This is a genomic window from Pedobacter cryoconitis, assembly GCF_014200605.1.
Classification (GTDB): Bacteria; Bacteroidota; Bacteroidia; order Sphingobacteriales; family Sphingobacteriaceae; genus Pedobacter; species Pedobacter cryoconitis_B.
In genome coordinates this window covers 734,752-756,178 of record NZ_JACHCE010000002.1, presented here as the reverse complement: position 1 = coordinate 756,178, position 21,427 = coordinate 734,752, and the positions used below count along the sequence as shown (strand labels likewise).

The following is a 21,427-nucleotide window of genomic DNA, read 5'->3' as shown; positions in this document are numbered from 1 at the left end:
TATTATGTTAAAAGCCAACAAATTATTCCCCTTACTTGCGTCAGCAATAATCATTTCAGGATTATCATCCTGCAAAAAAAGTGAAACAAACACCAGTACACCTGATGAAAAGCCGGTAACAGAAAGCACATATAGCCTTAGAGTATCAGCAGGTAACCCAGCTGCAGAGTACCTGCTTCAAGTTGGGTCATTAACAAGCGGTACCGCTAATCTTCTTGGTATAGGCGTAGGTACAAATCTTACCACAATAACTACTAAGAATGGATTCTATTATGGTAGAAACGACGACACTGGAAACCTGGTTAAATATACTTCCAATAACAAGGTCAACACGATCGTTAAAGAGATCCCATTCACTCAGATCAGCTGGGCGTATTATTCCAGCTTCTACAAATGGAAAGACGATAAAACCCTTATTCTATTCAGCAGTAACGCATCCATCCAGTTTGAATATGCGATTCTTAATGTAGAGACAATGACTATTACCTCAAGTGGTAAAATCAATGTACCGGGTTTACTTAAAGACCATTATTTCTGGGGATATGGAGCAACTATCGTAGACAACAAAATAAACCTGACCTATACTCAGAATGCGAATGCAGGTGATCTACCGGTAGATACAACTTACCTGGCAACATTCGATTACCCTGCAATGAATAATATCAAAGTAACCAAAGACACCAGGTTCACTCTTCCTGAGCATTATTCATTGAATATGTCAAACTCCTTTGTTGACAATGGTATATCTTATTTTATGGCTTCTCCAAATACCTGGACAACAGACGTTAAAAATAAGCCATTTGGTATCTTCCGTGTTAAAAGCGGTGCAACACAGATTGACCCTGATTATTTCTATGAACTTACAGAAAGAACAAAAGAAGAAGCTCTTGGCCTATTCTACATTGGAAACGGAAAAGCAATTGTAAAAGTTCTTGACAGAAGCCAGATTGTAAACTGGGAATCTTACACTAAATCATACATCATGGATTATTATGTTGTAGACGTCGTTAACAAAACTAAAACCAAGTTGAATATCCCAAAAAGTATGTTTGGTTTCTCGGAAGACGTGCTGCTTGAAGACGGGAAAGTATCTATAGCTGCAAAAACCACTGATGGTGTCTTCGTTTATCAGTATAATCCAGCTACCTCTGTAATCACTAAAGGCCTGAAAATAGAAGGGATCAACAGTTTATCACGCTTAGACAAAATTAAATAGAAAATAATAAATCATAAAAAAGCCCCGGTACCATTTTACTGATACCGGGGCTTCCTGCAATTAAAAAAAACTATTTAAACCACGTATTATTCGTTACATCCACATCCGGAAAAACCTTTTCAGGATCTAACTCCGCAGAAAGCAATTCAACCGTAGTCGGGTAATTAATTGTCCAGCTCTTATTTCTCATCCAGACATCCACTGGTATTTTAATTGTATCCACCTTACCATTTTTATCCTTAACCTGTAAAATGATCGGCATTGGCATTTGCTCAAGGTTAGTTATAACAATATTATAACTCTCCAGTTGTCCGCCGTTTTTCACCGGTGTTACACTCGTAATTGCCTGGTCCGTTTTCCAGTTTTCCAGAAACCATCCTTTCCAGAACCAGGAAAGATCTTCACCAGCACCATTCTCCATAGACCTGAAAAAATCAAATGGTGTAGGATGTTTAAAGGCCCAGTGTTTAATATAATTTTTAAATGCATAATCAAAACGATCAGCACCTAAAACTTCATTTCTCAGGATTTGAAGACCCCATGCTGGTTTACTATATAAATTCACACCAATATTAGCTTCCATCATTGCATCCGGGCTTAACAAAATAAACTCCCTTTCAGGTTTCGCCATATACTTAGCAGCAGCCTGCATATTATCATGTGGTTTTTTATACTCTCCATTATTAAAAGCTTCCGAAGCCAGGCCATTAATAAAAGTATTAAAACCTTCATCCATCCAGCCATATTTACGTTCGTTGCTACCCACAATCATCGGGAACCAGCTATGACCAAACTCATGATCTATCACACCCCATGCCTGCGCATTTTTAGCCTTCCAGCCACAAAAAACTATCCCCGGATATTCCATCCCACTAATATTCGAAGCCACATTAACAGCCATCGGATAAGGATATTCAAACCACTTATTCGAATAATGTTCTATAGAAGCTTTTACATACTCTACACCCCTTCCATAACCATCCTGACCATTGCTCTCTACCGGCTGTGCAGAAACCGCAAGTGATTTCTTACCACTTGGCAGATTAATTCTTGCTGCATCCAGCACAAAAGCTTTAGAAGAAGCAAAAGCTACATCCCTTGTATTAGACATTCTGTATTTCCAGGTTAACTTATCTTTTGCAGGGCGGGACTTAGCATCCGTCACTTCATCGGCCGTACGTATAGAAATAGTCTTATCACTTAATTTTGCTGCATTCCATCTTTTCAATTGCTCAGGAGTAAATACCTCCTCAGGATTCAGCAGCTCACCAGATCCCATTAAAATATGGCTGGCAGGAGCAGTTACACTAAAATTAACATCTCCATATTCACAGTAAAATTCTCCTGCTCCCCAATATGGAAGCGTATTCCAGCCCAGTACATCATCATAAACACATAATCTCGGGAACCACTGTGCAATAGAATATATTTCTCCATTCTGAGTAACCAGATGTCCCATACGGTCCGATCCATTAATCGGGATTACAAAAGAGTAATTCATTTTTATGGTAAGCTGTTCATTTGGTGCCAAAGGCTTATCCAGACGGATCTGCATACGCGTATCTTCAACAATAGAGCTAAACTTAACCCCTTGTGCTTTCTGAGAAACCGCAAGATCAGCAATCTTATACCCACCATTTACCTTCTCTCCTCTTGCACCATAACGGCTGCCCGCCTTTATCAGTCCATTTCCTCTTGAATGCTCTTCAAAAAGATTCTGATCCAGCTGTAACCAGATATAAGGCAGCTGGTCCGGGCTATTATTTTTATAAGTAATCGTTACTGTACCTGTCACAGTATTTTTCTGATCATCCAAAACAGCAGAAATATTATAATCTGCACGGTTTTGCCAATACTTAGCGCCTGGATAACCACTTGCTGAGCGGAACTCATTTCCATTTTGTGTATAAAACAAAGGGCTGAAAGCCAAATGCGGATCGTACTTACTATCGGCAACCTGTGCCTGCGAATTGATGCTAAAAGCAAAAAACACTACAAAAAGGAGTGTTTTCTGGATAAATTGATGGTTCATTATATCGGGTTTAATGTTTGCTGAGTAGGCTAGTTCTTTTCCAGCTTTTTCATAGGAGGCAGTTTTCTTTGTGACGGAGGCAACTTCAACCAGGTCTGATAAGCAACAGCAATATAGTAATCATAATTGAAAGGATCATCAGCTTTGACTCTCTCTACTGTAGGCCGGTAAAGTTCAATAAACTCCTTAAGCTCCTGGCCCTGCAATTTGATTAAACTGCTAACATGTTCCTCATTAAAATACTGACTGATTTCGGCCTCATATGCGCCTTTCTCTTCCAGTGCCCTTTCCTTAGCTTTTTCTCTTCTTACTTTTCCAGAGCCGAATGCCAGGCCAATTCCTCCTGCACGCTGAATGTTTTGCGTTGGAGAAATACCATGTACACGTTCAAAACCTTTGGCATTAGGATTTCTCAGGTTCAGATCCTTAGAAAGTTTTGCACTTTGAATATCCACTTGTTTCAGCTGTGTAGACGAAGCAGGGAGATAAATAGTTTTAGAAAGCATATTGGTCAGATACAAAGTATCCGTATGAAACCCAGGTAAAGAAAACTCCAGCAAATCACCCTTGTTAGCCTTAATTGTAAATTGTCCGGCAGCGCCAGTAAATGTACTTTCCTTATTATTCAGGTTTCTTACAGTTACTTTTTGCAAAGGGAAACTCTTGTTGTCATAATCAAATACGCCACCCGTTATACCGGTCTGCGCAAATGTATATAGCGGTATTGTCAGAAACAATACGGCAATTAATCGCTTAAACGTTTTCATTGTGTTTGATTTTTCGCTATTCCGGTCATTTCCCTGTATAGAGAATTCGGGAACATACGTGGTTTTTTACAGGTGCAGATCTCAAATATAATCCAGTTTGCCTCTGCATCTTATTTTTTAACAAAAATTAACAGGTAATTGTTCCCTTACAGCAGAACAATTTAAACAGCAGTCAATAATTTACTATACAGTTCCTCATCAAAGCTAATCAGGATAGCTTTACCGTTTTGCTCTATAACAGGTCTTTTAATCGCACTCGTATGGTTCAATAAAACAGCAACGGCCGATTTTTCATCTTTAACTTCCTGCTGCTGCTCAGCTGTCAGTTTTTTCCAGGTCGTACCCTTTTTATTTAAAACTACTTCCCAGCCAAAAGCAGCACACCATTCATGAAGTTTTTCAGCAGTGATACCCTGCTTTTTAAAATCATGGAATTCATAGGCTATGCCATTACCTGTCAACCATGTTCTTGCTTTTTTAACTGTATTACAATTTGGAATTCCGTAAACTATCATCTGTATAATATAAAAGCTAAAGATACCGATATTTCCTAATTCGTCACATTTTTTGAGGCATTCATCACATTTTGACGGTATAAAGAGAAACGCTTTGTACTATTGCAGAGGAATCCGAATACAACAGCTAATTCCAGCAATATGAAAATAGACATTAAAGATTTAGGCAAAATAGAATTCTGGACAACTAGCATGCTCTACGGCTTTGCTGTAATGATGCTCATTTCAAATGGTTCTGATAATAACATTTCAACTCCCTACAACTTTAAAGAAGCCGGAGTAAGCTTTAGTTATCTTTCCAATTATTTCCTGCCGGGATTGTATAAATATTCCATTCTTTATTTCAGTTTTCTACTGCTCAATTTCTGCTGTCTGCCGCCATTATATCAAAAGAAAAACACAGGTATTAACCTTTCCATTCTATTTGGCGTTTACTTATTTTCAGGATTAGTCTTGAGTATCGCGCAGACCTATAGTCACGCCTATATGCTGGTACAATATGATAATCTGGATGAAGCATATAATCACATTTTTTTTAAAGGTTTCGCTTATGCAGGCTGGGTGATCGTTCTGACTGCCATCTATGTGGCCTTAAAGAAGCTGATCATACAATTGATAGAACATAAAGAAGAAGAAAGTAATAAAAGGATGAAACTTGAGATTGCATTTGCATCCGCTTTCTGGTTTGCCGGTCTATTGGTCTGGCTCACCATAGGCGTAGATTTCGAGGTTATCCTTTGCTGGACATTAGTCATCGGGTCCTGTACCTTTTTAACTATCTATAGTATTTATTATCTGATCCCAACCACTCTTGCTCAGGGTAAAAAATTCCGTCATTTTTTTGGTAAAAACATCTTGCTAACCCTTCTCTTTTCCATACCATTAGGATTAATAGCTGTTGTGATTATCGGAAGAGGCGAAATGTTTCCTATAGTTAATGCTTTTCATATAGCCGCCCAGCTGATGATCAGTACCCCCCTTGCCTGGTATATCTATAAAACAAGAAATGCTACCGATCAGCAGATATTTGCATTACAAAAAGAATTAGGCAAGTCGGATGCAAACCTTGGATTTCTTAAATCTCAGATCAATCCTCACTTTCTTTTTAACGCTTTAAACACTCTTTATGGAACTGCTTTACAAGAAAAGGCCGACCGTACAGGAGAAGGTATACAGAAACTGGGAGATATGATGCGTTTTATGCTGCATGAAAATATGCAGGACAAAATTTCCCTCACCAGGGACATTGATTATTTAAATAATTACATAGAATTGCAAAAACTCAGAACTTCAACCACTGTAGATATTCTGATCAAAGCAGAAATTGAAGAACAGCTGGCCGATTTACAAATTTCACCTATGCTATTAATCCCCTTCGTTGAAAATGCATTCAAACATGGGATCAGCCTGCAATCTCCTTCCCATATTAAAGTCACCCTGCAAACCAAAGCAAAGACCTTATACTTTGACGTTAACAATAGTATCCACCTGAAGGCTGATGGTGATCCCGAAAAAATAAATAGTGGCATAGGCCTTCAAAATGTAAAACAACGCTTAAATTTACTCTACCCTAAAAAGCATGAACTGATCATCAGAGAAAGCGCCAAGGAGTTTTTTGTACATTTAACGTTGAACCTGGACTAAAAAAAATGATTGCCATAGCCATAGATGACGAGCCGATAGCATTGGATGTGGTAAAATCTCACGCCTCTAAAGTTTCCTTTATTACATTGCAGGCTGTATTTACAAATGCCTTTGATGCTATTGCTTTTTTACAGCAAAATGAAGTAGACCTTATTTTTCTTGATATCAAGATGCCCGATATCAATGGTATTGACTTCCTGAACAGCTTAAGTAATCCACCACTGGTTATTTTCACAACCGCCTATGCAGAACATGCAGTTAAAGGGTTCGAACTGAATGCACTCGATTATCTGCTTAAACCTTTTTCGCTGGCGCGTTTTTTAAAAGCCTGCAATAAGGCAGAAGAATTACATAGTCTGCGTAAAAAGGCAAATAATAGCCCCCAGTCATCTGCATATCTATTCATCAAAGATGGCTACGAACAGATTAAAGTAGAGATTAATAACATTTTGTTTATCGAAGCTGCTGGCAATTACACCCAGATTAACTTACTGGACAATTCATCCCTCAGTACCAGGATGCCAATCAGTGAGATGCATGCCCTGCTGCCTGCCAAAAAATTCATCCGTACACACCGTGCTTTTATTGTAGCCAAAAATGCAGTCACCAGATTTGACCGGAACCAGGTATGGATTGGTGACAAGATTATTCCTATAGGACCTACCTATGCCCAATGCCTGCAAGAATTCTAAAAGAAGTTTAAAATTTTAACAAGTGATTAAAAACAACCGGCATATTTCAGACTAAGTCCTGATCCATGCGTATTTATCTGTATTATTGTCCGTTATTTCAGGTCTGTTCATCATAAACACCAGACAGGCACCGGATAATCAGCCATATTAATCATCAGATTTTCAATCAAATATGTTCAAATTAACATTTAAACAACAGGTACTAACAGGATTTGTTATTTCCCTTTTATTTGTTCTCATCTCTGCAGTCACTTCCTACATCAGCATTCAGCTCATGAATGAAGATGCCAGATGGGAAAACCACACTTACGACGTAATTGATGTTGCACAGGAAATAGAATTGAAATTATTAAATTCTGAAACCTCTCTTAGAGGGTATATCATTACGCAACGTGCCGAATACCTTGACACCTACACTAAAAACATTCACCAGATCATCCCTAAGGTAAAGGAAATCCAAAGAATGACTACCGACAATCCGGATCAGCAGCAGCGCCTGGATTCTCTTGAATTGTATTCCGCACAAAAAGTAAAAGATATGGAGGATATTCTCCAGACCAATACCACGCTCGGCAAAGATTCTGCGGTCAAAATGATTCTTACCGATAAGGGAAGGGTATTTAAAACGAGCCTGCTTAGAACTAACCATGATGCTATACAGGCAGAAAAAGTACTCTTAAAAATCAGAACAGACAAAAGGATCAATAGCGCTATACAATCTACAATTGTCGTTATTATCAGTTCGGTGATCATTTTTGGATTAATTCTGTACTTATTCACCTTTATCAAAAGAACATTTGATGAACAAAAGCTAACAGAAATAACGATTAGAGAGAATAACAATCAACTGGAGGCACTTTCAGAACAGAATAAACAAAAGAACTGGTTACTTTCCGGTGCCTCTGCCATCAATGAATCCATGCGCGGAGAACAGGAAATTGACGAACTCTCCACTCATGTGATTACCGAATTATGTACTTATCTATCTGCCTCAGTAGGCGCATTATACTTGTTTAATCCCAAAAGACAGACTTTACAGTTAACTGGCGGTTACGCTTATCCTGAGAAAAAAGGCAAGATTAAAGAAATTGCTATCGGCGAAGGTCTGGTAGGTCAGGCTGCCTTAGAAAAACGAATTAAACAAATAGATGAGATACCAGCAAATTACCTGAAAATATCGTCTGGTTTGGGCAATACCGCACCAAATACAATCATTGTACTCCCTGTCTTATTCGAAGAAGAGATTATTGCAGTCATAGAGCTGGGCTTACTTACCACACCTTCTGAAATCATTAGCACTTTCTTAAATATTATCACAGAAAGCATAGGCGTTGGTATTAATAGCGCAGTTGCAAGGGCTCAGTTACGTGATCTGTTTATGCAGACACAGCAACAAGCAGAAGAATTGGAAAGTCAGCAGGAAGAATTAAGGACTACCAACGAAGAACTGATTCACAAATCTGAAGAATTGCAAGCCTCCGAAGAAGAACTTAGAGTACAGCAGGAAGAACTTCGTCAGACTAATGCAGAGCTGGAAGAAAAAGCAAATTTACTGGAAGAACGTAATATGTCGGTTAATGAAGCCCGGGAAGCTATGAGCTTAAAAGCAGAAGAGCTTGAAGTATCCAGCAAATACAAATCTGAATTTCTGGCTAATATGAGCCATGAATTGCGTACACCACTCAATAGTATCCTTATCCTGGCAAGGATATTAAAAGAAAACAGACCTGAAAATCTAAACGATGAACAGCTTAAATACGCCGGGGTGATTCACAATGCCGGCAGTGATTTATTAACCTTAATTAATGACATTCTTGATCTGTCTAAAATCGAATCAGGTAAAGTTGATCTGAATATTGAGCAGGTAAGACCTCTGGAAATCAAACAAAACATGGAATCTCTCTTTACAGAGATTGCCAAAAGCAAAAAGATAGCTTATCAGATTACACTGAGCCCCGAATTACCTGAGCGAATGCTAACTGACTTATCCAGAGCAGAACAAATTATTAAAAATCTTTTATCCAATGCCTTCAAGTTCACACCCGAACATGGGGAGATTAAATTGGATATCAGTATTGCCGACCAGCAAATTAAATTCTATTCAGACCAGCTTAAAAATACAAATCAACAGGTCATCTCATTCAGTGTAAAAGATTCTGGAATAGGCATTCCATCAGATAAACAAAAATTAATCTTTGAAGCCTTCAAACAGGCAGATGGTACAACCAGTAGAAAATATGGCGGAACCGGTCTTGGCTTGTCGATCAGTAAAGAACTTGCAAATATATTAGGTGGAGAAATACAGGTAAGGAGTGAACCGGGAACAGGAAGTTGTTTTACCCTATATCTGCCGGTGATCCCTGATGAACAAATTTCAGGGACACCCTATGAACTTAAACAACAGCAAACTGCGCCTGTATCAATACCATTTATAGCAGAAGCCCCGGCACTGAACCCGGTCAATAAAAACAGGAAACAGACCTTATTAATTGTTGAAGATGACTTGATTTTTGCTGACGTATTGAAAGATTATGCTATAGAAAAAGGATTTGAGCCACTTCTTGCCCATAGTGGTGATACAGGTCTGGATATGGCAACTACCAAACTTCCGGATGCAATTATTCTGGATGTCATGCTGCCTGTGATGGATGGATGGAATATCCTAAACCGGTTAAAATCAAACCCGCTGACCAAACATATCCCTGTACATATGATGTCTGCCGGAGAAGTCAGAGGTGAAAAAGCTTTAAAAGAAGGAGCCATCGGGTTCTTAAAAAAACCAATAGAAGAAGACCAGCTTGATCATGCTTTCTCTGTTTTAAACTCAGGTCACATCCTGTACAACTTCCAGACTGTACTGATTATTGAAGACCATGAGCTGCAAAGTCTTGCAGTTAAAGAGCAGCTGGTAGAAAAAGGGATTGAAGTTGCACAGGCTTTTACAGGTCAGGAGGCATTAAAGATGCTGGAAGATCAGACATTTGACTGTATCATTCTCGATTTAAATCTCCCTGATATCTCAGGATTTGACTTACTTGACCGGATAAAAACACAAGACCGGTTTACCCATATCCCGGTAATTATCAATACCGCAATGGAGCTTGATCAGGATAAGATAGCACATATCATGAAATATTCGGAAGCCATGGTATTGAAGTCGAATAAATCTAATGACAGATTGATCGACGAAGTAAGCCTGTTTATGAATAAGCTGAAAAAACAGGATAATTTCCAGACTGTCAAAGGTACATCTAAAACAAAAACAGTATCTACCATAGAGAAGGCATTGAAAGGTAAAACAATTCTGATTACCGATGATGATATGAGAAACATCTTCGCCTTATCGAGTGCTTTGCAAGTTTATGATATCAATATTGTAATTGCCAACAATGGTAGAGAAGCATTAGAAAAACTAGAGGAAACAGAAACTATTGATCTGGTTTTGATGGACATTATGATGCCCGAAATGGATGGTTATGAAGCAATGCAGACCATCAGAGAGCAAAAGAAATATAAGAAACTGCCAATTATAGCGTTAACCGCTAAAGCTATGAAGAACGATCGTGAAAAATGTATCGAAGCAGGGGCTAACGATTATATCGCCAAACCAGTGGATATTGACCAGTTGTTGTCTATGTTAAGAGTCTGGCTAAGTTAATATGGAACAACAAGCAGCGAATCCCGAAGAAGTAATTAGCTACGAAGAATTAGAAAGTCTCACTGACTTCATTAACAATATACATGGTTTTGATTTCAGTAATTATTCTGCTGCCTCTCTCAAAAGAAGGGTGACAAGAATTATGCAGCTGCAACAACTGAGTTTGTTTGAATTACGTACATTACTGACAAATGACCACGATTACTTTGAATACTTTTTAATTGAAGTAACCGTAAATGTAACAGAGATGTTCAGGGATCCTCCCTTTTACAAATCAGTTACTGAGCATATTATACCTTATCTGAGATCCTATCAAAGAATAAAGGTCTGGAATGCAGGTTGTTCGACCGGAGAAGAGCTTTATTCGTTTGCCATTCTGTTTTCAGAACAGAACTTGTACGAAAGAAGTTTTTTCTACGGAACAGATATTAATGCAGATGTTTTAGAATTTGCGAAAAATGGAATATACGACTTGCAAAAAATGAAACACTATTCAGAAAATTATCAGAAAACAGGAGCATTACATACGCTCTCTGATTATTATACCGCACGTTATGGAGCTGCCTCAATAAATCATTCCTTGAAGAAAAACATGTTGTTTTCGGCGCATAATTTAGCGTCTGACGGAGTATTTAATGAGTTCCAGCTGATTTCGTGCCGAAATGTGCTGATTTACTTCAATTCAACCCTGCAAAAAAAGGTGATTGATCTTTTTTACAATAGTTTAGCTAACTTTGGCTTTCTTTGTTTAGGTTTAAAAGAGACCCTTAGAAATACCGAAATCGGACGCTTTAAGATCGTAGATCAAAAAAATAATATTTACCAGAAAATAGCATAGATCTTTTCAAAAAGATACCACCCTTAAAATTATGGAAAAGATTAACATTCTTATTGTTGATGACAGACCCGAAAATATAATCGCCCTGGAAGCCTTATTAGAAAGAGATGATGTAAATCTTATATCTACTACCCTGCCTAATGAAGCACTCAGACTGGCATGGGAGATGGATATTGCGATTGCTCTGGTAGATGTTCAGATGCCTGAAATGGATGGGTTCGAGCTGGTAGAGATCTTAAAAAGCAACCCCAGGACCAAAGACATTCTGGTTATTTTCGTAACAGCAATTTCAACTGATGCCAAGTATGCAGTAAAAGGACTCAATACAGGAGCAGTTGATTATTTATATAAACCACTAAACCCCTATGTGACTTCTGCAAAAGTAGATTCCTTTTTACAGTTTGTAAGGACACAAAGAGATATTGTTAAAAAGAATAAACAACTTGAAGCCTATCAGAAAGACCTGATCAAAGCAAAAGAACTTGCAGAACAGGGAAAAAAGATAAAAGAAAATTTTCTGGCCAATATGAGCCACGAAATACGCACACCTATCAATGGTATAATTGGCCTGGCCAATCTATTGGAAAAAACAGCACTTACTCCTGAGCAAAATGAGATGATTTCACTCTTACAGATCTCGTCCAACTCTTTACTTGGTGTAATTAATGACATCCTCGATTTATCGAAAATAGACGCCGGTATGTTTAAGATCAACCGTACAGCTACAGATATTGTTGAGGTTTGTCATGCAGTAAATAATCTGTTAAGCATAAGGGCAAAAGAAAAAGACCTTGAGCTGATTACTATTTTTGATCCCGAATTGCCTAAAAATGTATCGGCAGATTCTTTAAGATTGAATCAGATTCTGATGAACCTGATTGGTAATGCTATTAAATTCACCAATAAAGGCAGTGTAACACTCAAAGTAGAAATCATCGACCGTAAAGGAAATAACCTGCAGATCAGGTTCTCTGTGACCGATACTGGTATAGGTATTCCTGCAGATAGAATTGATAAAATATTTGAGACTTTTGAACAGGCAGATGATAATACTGCTTTAAATTTTGGTGGTACGGGCCTTGGTTTGTCTATTGTTAAAAACCTGGCCAGGTTAAAAGGTGGAATACTCACTGTAGACAGTATTGAAGGTCAGGGCAGCACTTTCTGTTTTGTCAATTGGTATGAAGTACTGCAGGATATTCCTCAGCCCAAAGAAAATACACAGGAAAAGCTCCTTCCTTTCAGTAATGTAAGGATTCTGGTTGCCGAGGACAACCCTATTAACAAATTTCTGATCGTTAAAATCATGAAAGACTGGGAAGTGACGGCCGATTTTGTAGATAACGGACAGGAAGCACTAGATAAGCTTAGAGATAATAACTATGATTTAATCCTTATGGATACTTTCATGCCTGTCATGAATGGGCTGGAGGCCACCAAACTGATCAGAACAGATTTTATAGCCGGCAAGAAAGATATCCCTATCATCACCTTCTCTGCAGCAGTCATGGAAAATGATAAAAAAGCGGCAATTGATGCGGGTGCAAACGATGTATTAAGCAAACCTTTTGAATTAAGATTATTACATCAAAAAATCACACATTTTATAGATAAAAAGACATTAATGGTTTAATGTTTTTTTATTATTTATTAAAAGCAGTCATCGTATGAGCTGGTCCAACAGTCACAAAACTCTGGATCAGTGCTACACTTCTTTCAATCAGTGCAGGCAGTTCAGGCAGTTCATCCTGATCAAATCCGCTTAATACATAATCAGCCTGTCTGCCTTTTGGAAAATTATCACTTACACCGAAACGTAATCTTGGATAATCCTGTCCTCCGCAGCTCGCTTCAATACTTTTCAGTCCATTATGTCCGGCACTGCTGCCCTTTAATTTAAGACGTAATTTCCCTAAAGGCAGTGCGATATCATCTACAATAACCAATACATTTTCTAAAGGGATATTCAATTCCTGCATCCAGTAGTTTACCGCTCTTCCGCTCAGGTTCATGTAAGTTGTAGGTTTAATCACATGAAGTTTTCTGCCCTTCCATGAGACTTCTGAATAATAAGCTAAACGTATATTAGAAAACGAACCACCAAGCCCTTTAACCAGTTCATCTGCAATTTCAAAACCTATATTATGTCTGGTACCCGCATATTCTGATCCGATATTCCCCAGACCAACTATCAAATATTTCATGTCCAAAGATAACAGTTTCTATCAAATCTGCCATTTTTGGGATCAAGTCATAAACTTGTGGATTAAGGATGAAATTTCAAGTTTTGGGTTTGATATTTTTTGAGTTCAAAGCAGATGGTTACGATTCTTTAATAAGCTAATTACTTCCTGATTTTATAGTTCAATTTATCATTATTCAACGCCCTGATTACTTTGATCAGAGATCGGTCAACGCTTCAGCGGAATTCTTAGGGGGAGGAAAGATCCTGTTTTTTTCGGTTTCCATTGATTGTTTCATTGTGCCCGGTACAGAACTTTTGAAACAACCCGTACTCCAGACTGCTGCCTTAAAAATGAAATCGTCCAGGATTCCCTTTGAAAATTTACCCGTTAAACTTCCCATAATAAATAAATGCCTTTCTACCAATGTAAGCTATTCGCGTTATAGATTATCCTGATGAGTAAAAAATGTCCGTAATTGTCCGCAGCTGTCTGCAATTGTCCGCAATTGTCCATGGGTTAGTCAAAGGGAAAATTATAATTTCATTAATCTTCATCCGGTTATGATTTGGTTGTGCCTGAGTAGTGGTCGGTGTAAGAACAGGTTGTAAACAGCCTTTAAGAATAGTAACTCTAAGTCATTTCAACTAGTTGTTTTTACTTGGACTTGCCATGCTCTTACGTTACTTTAGCATTGCTCTTACCCTAACGAGTACCCGAACAGTACCCGGACAGTACCCGGCCGATATAGATTGATTATTTACCTATTTTGAATTTATTTACTAACTGCCAGGCCTTGTTTCTGCTGAGTCATTCCCATGCAAATTGAAAGCTTTCAGCGCAACTTCCAGAGCCATCAGAGCATCCCTGATAGCAAAGACTTTCTGTTTAGCGTGTCAGAATTTATGCTTAAAAAGAGACTGCTCCACAAGTTGATGACTTGATCCCATTTTTGAAACAATTCTCCTATCGGCAGAAAAATAACCCACAAAAAAAGCAGCACTGAAATTCAGTGCTGCTTTTAAATAACTGAAAAAGATCAGCTTATTTTTTACCTGCTTGTTGTTCAGCTTGTTTAAGAGCTCTTGACATACCAACAGAAACGATTGTATCTTCTGGAGTGTTAGTAACAGTATAAGCACCTTTTGCAAGGTCACGTACACGGAATAAGTTACCTACTTCTAATTTAGCAATGCTTACTTCAACTACCTGTGGCATATCTTTTGGTAAAGATTTAACACGAAGTTTACGTAATTTCTGAACTAATTTACCACCCATTTTAACACCTGGAGAAGTACCTGTTAATTTTACAGGAATTTCCATAACGATATCTTTGTCATCAAATAACTGAAGAAAATCAACGTGTAATAATACGTCTGTTAATGGGTGAAATTGTAACTCTTTTATGATTGCTTTGGTTTTTGTACCATTGATATCAATTTCTAAAAAGTTTGCTTCTGGAGTGTAAATAGCATCTTTTAATTCTGTAATAACTACAGCAAAATGTGCTTGTTCTTTACCACCATACAATACTGCAGGAACTTTACCTTCATAGCGAAGCTCTTTAGCATCGCGTTTCCCTACGTTCTCTCTTGGAGAACCGCTAATTGCGATTATTTTCATCTTGTTTTAATTTGTTTTTTAATGGAGATGAAGCTTTCATGGTCTTGCAGACCCTTCAGGTTTCATCTTGTTTTATATTTATTTGTTATTAATATTAAACTCTGAACAGATCACTGATTGAACCGTGTTCATTTACATTCGCAATTGCTTTTGCAAATAAACCAGCTGTACTCAGTACTCTGATTTTTGGGCTTTCCTGTTTTAAAGGAATAGTATCTGTAACAATCAGTTCCGTAAGCTGAGAATTTTCAACAGTCTCATAAGCCTTACCTGATAACACAGGGTGTGTACAAACCGCTCTTACACTTTTTGCCCCTTTTTCCATGATTAAAGCCGCAGCTTTAGCCAGTGTTCCTGCTGTATCACAAATATCGTCAATCAGCACAATGTCCATTCCGGTTACATCTCCAATAATTGACATAGACTCAATTTCATTGGCACGTTTACGGCGTTTATCACAAATTACAACCTCTGCATTAAAGAACTTGGCAAAAGTACGTGCTCTGTAAGATCCACCCATATCCGGAGAAGCAATAGTCAGATTTTCCAGGCCTAAGCTTTTGATATAAGGAACAAAAATCACTGAACCATCTAAGTGGTCCACAGGAATATCGAAGAAACCCTGTATCTGTGCTGCATGCAAATCCATCGTCATAATACGGTGAATACCTGCAGATTTCAACAAATTGGCAACTAACTTTGCTCCTATAGCAACTCTTGGTTTATCTTTTCTGTCCTGTCTGGCCAAACCATAATAAGGAACAACAGCAGTGATATAATGCGCAGAAGCTCTCTTTGCGGCATCAATCATCAACAAAAGTTCCATTAAATTATCAGAAGGCTGGTAGGTAGATTGGATAAGGAATACGTCGCATCCTCTAACTGTTTCATCATATGAGGGCTGAAACTCACCATCGCTAAACCTGCTTAAGGTTACATTACCGAGTGGTTTGCCGTAACTTTCGGCAATTTTGTGTGCTAATGCTTTTGTACCGGTTCCGGCGAAAAGTTTAACGGGATTAAATTGCAATGGCATGATTAGACGGGTATCAATGCTGGGTTACGAAAAAATCGGATTGTGATTACTCACAATCCGATATATTGTTTAGTTGCCCGACCAGGATTCGAACCTAGACAAACGGTACCAAAAACCGTTGTACTACCTTTATACTATCGGGCAATCTTCCTAGCAAACCAACCATGAGTTGTTTCGTTTGGGAATGCAAATATACGTACCTTTTTGATAAATGCAAATCTTCCGCAAAAAAAAATGAAATATTTTTAAAAACAGCCTTTAAACCACCCTAACACATTAAAATTTGTTAATATGAATTGATATATGTACTATTATCAATCTATTTGATTATTTTCGGCTGCATTTTTAGAAGCCAAAATTTTATAATAAAAAAGAAATGAACTATTCGAAAATTAATAACCTTACAGGATGGATGTGCTTTGTCCTGGCGGCCCTCACCTATATACTTACCTTAGAACCTTCGGTAAGTTTCTGGGACTGTGGAGAGTTTATAGCCTCTGCACTTAAAATGCAGGTCGTTCACCAACCGGGTGCACCTTTATTTTTAATGATTCAGCGCTTCTTCTCGATATTTGCTTTCGGCGATATTCATAAGATTGCCTATTTTATGAATGTGGGTTCTGCGCTTGCAAGTGCAGCAACTATTTTGTTCTTATTCTGGTCAATTACTGCTCTGGCTAAAAAAATGGTCATTAAAACTGATGCAGACCTGACTACAGGAAACCTGATTACAGTAATGGGTGCCGGAGTTGTAGGTGCTATGGCTTATACTTTCTCTGACAGTTTCTGGTTCTCGGCAGTGGAATCTGAGGTATATGCATTATCTTCACTATTTACAGCGATCGTATTTTGGGGTATCCTGAAATGGGAAGCCAATGCAGATGAGCCCCGTGCAGACAGATGGTTATTGTTTATCGCCTATATCATGGGTTTATCCATCGGTATCCACTTATTAAACTTACTAACTATCCCTGCGATAGCCTTTGTATACTATTTCAAGAAAACACCAAAACCTACTAACTTCGGAATTGTAAAGACTTTCTTTGTGGGTGTACTGATTCTTGCCTTTGTGCAATATGGTATCATACAGTACGTAGTTTCATTTGGTGCTTACTTTGATTTATTCTTCGTTAATACTTTAGGGCTGGGCTTCGGAACCGGTGTAATCTTCTTTGCACTCCTTTTAATAGGTGCTTTAACCTGGGGGATTACCTATTCCATTAAAAAACGTAACAAGACACTAAACCTTGCATTCCTTTCTACAGCACTGATTATTTTCGGTTACTGCTCTTTCGCAATGATCATTATCAGAGCAAAAGCAAACCCTAATCTGAATAACAGTAATCCTGACAATGCATTCTCTTTCTTAAGTTACCTGAACAGAGAGCAATACGGAGACAGACCACTCGTATTCGGTCCTAATTACAACTCTGAGAAAGTTAGTCTTAAAGAAGGTAAAAACATTTATAGAAAAGGAGATACCAAATACGAAGTTGCCGGTAAAAAAACCGACTATGAATATGACAGAGTAACCCCTTTCCCAAGGATGTATAGTGACGATCCAAGACACGTACAGGAATATAAAGGCCTGATGGGTTTTGATGACAGCCACTTCCCTGGCTTATTTGATAACATTTCTTACCTGTTTAAATACCAGATCGGCAACATGTACATGCGTTATTTCATGTGGAACTTTGTTGGCCGTCAAAACGATGATCAGGGTGCTGGTATTTACCAGGGACAATTTTTAAGTGGTATTAAACCTATTGATGCCATGATGCTGGGCGACCAGAGTCATTTACCTCCTTCTATTGCAGAAAGCAGTGCTTATACCCGCTTCTTCTTCCTTCCATTAATTTTAGGATTATTAGGTGCAGTATGGCATTTCAAACGCAATGAAAAAGATGCTGGTATAGTAGGTCTGTTATTCTTCTTTACAGGTCTGGCTATTGTTTTATACCTGAACCAGAAACCACTGGAACCAAGAGAAAGGGATTATGCCTATGCAGGTTCATTCTATGCCTTTGCCATCTGGGTCGGTTTCGGAGTACTGGCCTTAAGAGAATGGGTATTCAGTAAAATCACACCAAAAAATGGGGCGATTGCTGCCACTACCATATCTTTATTTGCAGGTCCTGTAATTATGGGCGCACAAGGCTGGAAAGCACATAATCGTTCTGAGAAAATGGTTGCACATGATATTGCAGTTGATTACCTGGAATCCTGTGCCCCGAATGCGATCCTGTTTACCTATGGTGATAATGACACCTACCCGCTCTGGTATATCCAGGAGGTAGAAAATGTAAGGCCTGACGTAAGACTGGTCAACCTGAGTTTATTTGATACAGATTGGTACATTGACGGCATGAAACGTAAGCAGAACGAATCTGCACCACTTCCTATCAGCATGAAACCTTCTCAATACGTACAAGGTGTGAGAGATGTAATGTATTACCAGGATTACAAACTTGCAGGTTCAGTAGAATTAAAAAACATTCTTGATGTATTATTATCAGATGACGATGATGATAAAATTCCATTGCAAAACGGAACTAAAGAGAATTTCATTCCTACTAAAAACTTCAAGCTAACCATTAACCCGGAAGATGTAATTAAAACAGGAACAGTTAAAGCAGCAGATGCTTCAAAAATTACCCCTGTAATGCAATGGACATTTAACAAAAGTTATGTCACCAAAGGTACACTGGCCATGCTGGACATCCTGGTACATAACAACTGGAAAAGACCTATTTATTTTGCAAGTACAGTTCCTTCTGACCAGTTTAATGGTTTAGACAACTATTTATATACTGAAGGTCTGGCTATGCGTTTATTACCGCTTAAAACGGATTCAGCATCAAGCAGGGGCGATTTAGTGAATACAGATATTCTTTACCATAACATGTACACCAAATTCAAATGGGGTAATGTTAAAAATGCAAGCTACCTTGATCCGCAGTCTGCAGATGATATCTCTATTTTCAACAATGTATTCAACACTACAATCTCCGGATTAATTAAAGAAGGAAAAATCGCTGATGCGAAAAAAGTAGTAACCCGTTATTTCGAAGTAATGCCTGAGCGTTTCTATGGTATGCGCTCTATGATGGGAGTTTACTTCTTTGCAGAAAACCTGTATATCTTAGGAGACACTAACAGAGCTAATGCGCTGATTGAGAAATCGGCGGATTATATCCAGAAAGAGTTAACTTATCTGGCTGACGTTTCCAAAAGCAAAAACAGATTTGTAGGCGGACAAAATGTTCAGCTGGGCTTACAGTTCCTTAACCAGATGGTTAAAACTACAGCACAACAAAAACAAACTAAGTTATCTCAGAAACTGGCACAACAGTTCCAGGGACTGGAATCGAGATTCTCGATCTACTTCGCACAGCAGGCTCAGGAACCACAAGGTCCTGCGCAGCAATCTCCGGAAGAATAACAGAAATTACAAACAAAAAAAAGCCTGCCGTACAATACGGCAGGCTTTTTTTTGTTGATAGGAAAGGTAAGAAAACCTACCTCCAGTGCCCTCTGTGCCAGGCGTAGCCACGCCTTCCCGGACGCCAATATCCACGAACATAAACATGGTTAGGTCTTGACCGGACATAATAGCCATTAACATGTATATATACTCCATTTCTCCATGTCCACTCATCCGGCACCCAATAAGCATTTGGATAGGGTGCAACCGGACGCACATAGACTGGCTCAACAGGCCGGCTGGCCACATAATAGGAAGGAGCACAGGAAGCGGCGAATAACATAACTGATAACGACAGTAGTACCGTAACATATCTTATCTTTTTCATCATCATTTAATTAAAATCCATAAAAAAATAAACTCCTGCTGCTAAAGCTCTTTTACCAGCAATGTCTATAGTAATGACGATATGGTCTGTAATAAGCTGATGGCCTGTAGTTATAATAATAAACAGGGCGTTCATAAACGCGCTCCACAATAGCCGGCCTGTGAACAACCACTACCCTTCGATAGTAATGACCAGGATAAACAGTTTCAACTACAGACTGTGCTTTTGCTAAAGTACTGAAGGATATCATCACTAATGCTGCTATGAAAAATCTGGTGAGTTTCATAAATTCCAAATTAAATAAACATTTATAACCTTCTGACTCTGGCAAATCATGAAGGTTTAACGTTTTGTTCAGATAAAAAAAAATCCAAAAAAAAGGCTCAGATAAATTATCTGAGCCTTTTTCTTCTTGTATTTTGAATTACTCAACAACTACGCCCATAGCGCAGAACTTATCAATTCTATTAGAGATCATCTTTTCTGTTTTCTCTTTTCCAAGAGCCTTAATATCTTTCAGGATCTGAGTTTTCACTGTCTCTGCCATTGCAGCAGGATTCTGATGTGCACCTCCCAGGGGTTCTTTAATGATACCGTCAATCAGTTTGTTTTTCAGCATATCATTCGAAGTCAGCTTCAAACACTCCGCTGCTTTCTCTTTAAAGTCCCAGCTGCGCCATAAAATAGAAGAACATGATTCCGGAGAAATTACCGAATACCAGGTATGCTCCAGCATATATACTTTATCACCGATACCGATACCCAATGCACCACCTGATGCACCTTCACCAATAATCAGACAAATAATAGGTACTTTCAGGACCGACATTTCCATCAGGTTTCTTGCAATTGCTTCACCCTGTCCGCGTTCCTCTGCCTCAATACCAGGATAAGCACCCATTGTATCAATAAAAGAAATAACCGGTTTGTTGAATTTTTCTGCAAGACGCATCAGCCTTAAAGCTTTGCGGTATCCCTCAGGATTAGCCATTCCGAAATTACGGTATTGACGTTCCTTCGTGTTTTTACCTTTCTGATGACCAATAACCATGACTGTTTCGCCACCAATAGTAGCAAAACCACCAATAATCGCTTTATCATCCCTTACTGTACGGTCACCGTGCAATTCAATAAAATCATCACAGATCATTCCAATATAGTCAAGCGTCTGAGGCCTTTCCGGATGACGTGACAACTGTACTTCCTGCCAGCCTGTAAGACTTGCATAAAGTGCATTCTGCGTTTTAGACAGCTTATCTTCAAGCTCAATCAGTGTAGCAGACATATCTACTTTTGTTTTATCAGCAACCTGTTTAACCTTTTCAATTTGCTGCATCAGTTCAGCAATAGGTTTTTCAAAATCAAATGACGTTTTTATCTGTTCCATAAGTGGGCGGTAAAAATAGGTATT

At 38.5% G+C, this 21,427-nt stretch carries 16 protein-coding genes and 1 tRNA gene; 7 read left to right on the top strand and 10 right to left on the bottom strand.

The window, feature by feature from the left end; all coding sequences use genetic code 11:
• Positions 1-4: 4 nt before the first annotated feature.
• Complete coding sequence (locus tag HDE68_RS09285) at positions 5-1,216, top strand: DUF4374 domain-containing protein (RefSeq protein ID WP_183881189.1); 1,212 nt, start codon at positions 5-7, stop codon at positions 1,214-1,216.
• A 70-nt stretch (positions 1,217-1,286) separates the two neighbouring features.
• Here HDE68_RS09285 and HDE68_RS09280 read toward each other — a convergent pair whose 3' ends face one another.
• The 3 genes from HDE68_RS09280 to HDE68_RS09270 form a co-directional block, all read right to left on the bottom strand.
• Positions 1,287-3,248 carry a M1 family metallopeptidase gene (locus HDE68_RS09280; RefSeq protein ID WP_183881187.1) on the bottom strand — a complete coding sequence of 654 codons (1,962 nt, stop codon included), beginning with the start codon at positions 3,246-3,248 and terminating at the stop codon, positions 1,287-1,289.
• A 29-nt stretch (positions 3,249-3,277) separates the two neighbouring features.
• Positions 3,278-4,015: a hypothetical protein gene (locus HDE68_RS09275; RefSeq protein ID WP_183881185.1), complete on the bottom strand. Its 738-nt coding sequence runs from the start codon at positions 4,013-4,015 to the stop codon at positions 3,278-3,280.
• Between the two features lie 161 nt (positions 4,016-4,176).
• Positions 4,177-4,530: an ArsC family reductase gene (locus tag HDE68_RS09270; RefSeq protein ID WP_183881183.1), complete on the bottom strand. Its 354-nt coding sequence runs from the start codon at positions 4,528-4,530 to the stop codon at positions 4,177-4,179.
• Between the two features lie 141 nt (positions 4,531-4,671).
• Between HDE68_RS09270 and HDE68_RS09265 the strand changes: the two genes are divergently transcribed.
• From HDE68_RS09265 to HDE68_RS09245, 5 genes are all read left to right on the top strand, one after another.
• Positions 4,672-6,174, top strand: coding sequence for a sensor histidine kinase (locus tag HDE68_RS09265; protein WP_221300700.1), 1,503 nt, complete (start codon positions 4,672-4,674; stop codon positions 6,172-6,174).
• A 5-nt stretch (positions 6,175-6,179) separates the two neighbouring features.
• Complete coding sequence (locus HDE68_RS09260; RefSeq protein WP_183881181.1) at positions 6,180-6,866, top strand: LytR/AlgR family response regulator transcription factor; 687 nt, start codon at positions 6,180-6,182, stop codon at positions 6,864-6,866.
• 172 nt (positions 6,867-7,038) lie between these two features.
• Positions 7,039-10,524, top strand: coding sequence for a response regulator (locus tag HDE68_RS09255; RefSeq protein ID WP_183881179.1), 3,486 nt, complete (start codon positions 7,039-7,041; stop codon positions 10,522-10,524).
• A gap of 1 nt (position 10,525) precedes the next feature.
• Positions 10,526-11,362, top strand: coding sequence for a CheR family methyltransferase (locus tag HDE68_RS09250; protein WP_183881177.1), 837 nt, complete (start codon positions 10,526-10,528; stop codon positions 11,360-11,362).
• Between the two features lie 31 nt (positions 11,363-11,393).
• Complete coding sequence (locus HDE68_RS09245) at positions 11,394-12,995, top strand: response regulator (protein WP_183881175.1); 1,602 nt, start codon at positions 11,394-11,396, stop codon at positions 12,993-12,995.
• A gap of 10 nt (positions 12,996-13,005) precedes the next feature.
• On the opposite strand, the gene pth is transcribed toward HDE68_RS09245, so the two are convergent.
• The 4 genes from pth to HDE68_RS09225 form a co-directional block, all read right to left on the bottom strand.
• Positions 13,006-13,566, bottom strand: coding sequence for an aminoacyl-tRNA hydrolase (gene pth, locus HDE68_RS09240; RefSeq protein ID WP_183881171.1), 561 nt, complete (start codon positions 13,564-13,566; stop codon positions 13,006-13,008).
• Between the two features lie 1,023 nt (positions 13,567-14,589).
• Positions 14,590-15,168, bottom strand: coding sequence for a 50S ribosomal protein L25/general stress protein Ctc (locus HDE68_RS09235; RefSeq protein WP_183881169.1), 579 nt, complete (start codon positions 15,166-15,168; stop codon positions 14,590-14,592).
• A gap of 94 nt (positions 15,169-15,262) precedes the next feature.
• Positions 15,263-16,204, bottom strand: a complete 942-nt coding sequence (locus HDE68_RS09230) for a ribose-phosphate pyrophosphokinase (protein ID WP_183881167.1) — start codon at positions 16,202-16,204, stop codon at positions 15,263-15,265.
• A gap of 73 nt (positions 16,205-16,277) precedes the next feature.
• Positions 16,278-16,348: transfer RNA gene (locus tag HDE68_RS09225), tRNA-Gln, on the bottom strand.
• Between the two features lie 232 nt (positions 16,349-16,580).
• Between HDE68_RS09225 and HDE68_RS09220 the strand changes: the two genes are divergently transcribed.
• Positions 16,581-19,646 carry a DUF2723 domain-containing protein gene (locus HDE68_RS09220; RefSeq protein ID WP_183881165.1) on the top strand — a complete coding sequence of 1,022 codons (3,066 nt, stop codon included), beginning with the start codon at positions 16,581-16,583 and terminating at the stop codon, positions 19,644-19,646.
• 76 nt (positions 19,647-19,722) lie between these two features.
• On the opposite strand, the gene HDE68_RS09215 is transcribed toward HDE68_RS09220, so the two are convergent.
• The 3 genes from HDE68_RS09215 to HDE68_RS09205 all read right to left on the bottom strand — a co-directional run bounded on the left by HDE68_RS09215 (position 19,723) and on the right by HDE68_RS09205 (position 21,403).
• The gene (locus HDE68_RS09215) at positions 19,723-20,016 is read right to left on the bottom strand and encodes a YXWGXW repeat-containing protein (protein WP_183881163.1); all 294 of its coding nucleotides are present in this window, start codon (positions 20,014-20,016) and stop codon (positions 19,723-19,725) included.
• A 52-nt stretch (positions 20,017-20,068) separates the two neighbouring features.
• Positions 20,069-20,302, bottom strand: a complete 234-nt coding sequence (locus HDE68_RS09210) for a hypothetical protein (RefSeq protein ID WP_183881161.1) — start codon at positions 20,300-20,302, stop codon at positions 20,069-20,071.
• A gap of 138 nt (positions 20,303-20,440) precedes the next feature.
• Positions 20,441-21,403, bottom strand: coding sequence for an acetyl-CoA carboxylase carboxyltransferase subunit alpha (locus HDE68_RS09205; RefSeq protein ID WP_183881159.1), 963 nt, complete (start codon positions 21,401-21,403; stop codon positions 20,441-20,443).
• Positions 21,404-21,427 lie beyond the last annotated feature (24 nt).

What these genes read in the sequence shown, in the direction of transcription:
- HDE68_RS09210 (WP_183881161.1), bottom strand. Translation starts at nt 20,302, where the DNA reads ATGAAACTCACCAGATTTTTCATAGCAGCATTAGTGATGATATCCTTC.
- HDE68_RS09235 (WP_183881169.1), bottom strand. Translation starts at nt 15,168, where the DNA reads ATGAAAATAATCGCAATTAGCGGTTCTCCAAGAGAGAACGTAGGGAAA.
- HDE68_RS09275 (WP_183881185.1), bottom strand. Translation starts at nt 4,015, where the DNA reads ATGAAAACGTTTAAGCGATTAATTGCCGTATTGTTTCTGACAATACCG.
- HDE68_RS09255 (WP_183881179.1), top strand. Translation starts at nt 7,039, where the DNA reads ATGTTCAAATTAACATTTAAACAACAGGTACTAACAGGATTTGTTATT.
- HDE68_RS09245 (WP_183881175.1), top strand. Translation starts at nt 11,394, where the DNA reads ATGGAAAAGATTAACATTCTTATTGTTGATGACAGACCCGAAAATATA.
- HDE68_RS09230 (WP_183881167.1), bottom strand. Translation starts at nt 16,204, where the DNA reads ATGCCATTGCAATTTAATCCCGTTAAACTTTTCGCCGGAACCGGTACA.
- pth (WP_183881171.1), bottom strand. Translation starts at nt 13,566, where the DNA reads ATGAAATATTTGATAGTTGGTCTGGGGAATATCGGATCAGAATATGCG.
- HDE68_RS09265 (WP_221300700.1), top strand. Translation starts at nt 4,672, where the DNA reads ATGAAAATAGACATTAAAGATTTAGGCAAAATAGAATTCTGGACAACT.
- HDE68_RS09270 (WP_183881183.1), bottom strand. Translation starts at nt 4,530, where the DNA reads ATGATAGTTTACGGAATTCCAAATTGTAATACAGTTAAAAAAGCAAGA.
- HDE68_RS09220 (WP_183881165.1), top strand. Translation starts at nt 16,581, where the DNA reads ATGAACTATTCGAAAATTAATAACCTTACAGGATGGATGTGCTTTGTC.
- HDE68_RS09260 (WP_183881181.1), top strand. Translation starts at nt 6,180, where the DNA reads ATGATTGCCATAGCCATAGATGACGAGCCGATAGCATTGGATGTGGTA.
- HDE68_RS09205 (WP_183881159.1), bottom strand. Translation starts at nt 21,403, where the DNA reads ATGGAACAGATAAAAACGTCATTTGATTTTGAAAAACCTATTGCTGAA.
- HDE68_RS09215 (WP_183881163.1), bottom strand. Translation starts at nt 20,016, where the DNA reads ATGAAAAAGATAAGATATGTTACGGTACTACTGTCGTTATCAGTTATG.
- HDE68_RS09285 (WP_183881189.1), top strand. Translation starts at nt 5, where the DNA reads ATGTTAAAAGCCAACAAATTATTCCCCTTACTTGCGTCAGCAATAATC.
- HDE68_RS09250 (WP_183881177.1), top strand. Translation starts at nt 10,526, where the DNA reads ATGGAACAACAAGCAGCGAATCCCGAAGAAGTAATTAGCTACGAAGAA.
- HDE68_RS09280 (WP_183881187.1), bottom strand. Translation starts at nt 3,248, where the DNA reads ATGAACCATCAATTTATCCAGAAAACACTCCTTTTTGTAGTGTTTTTT.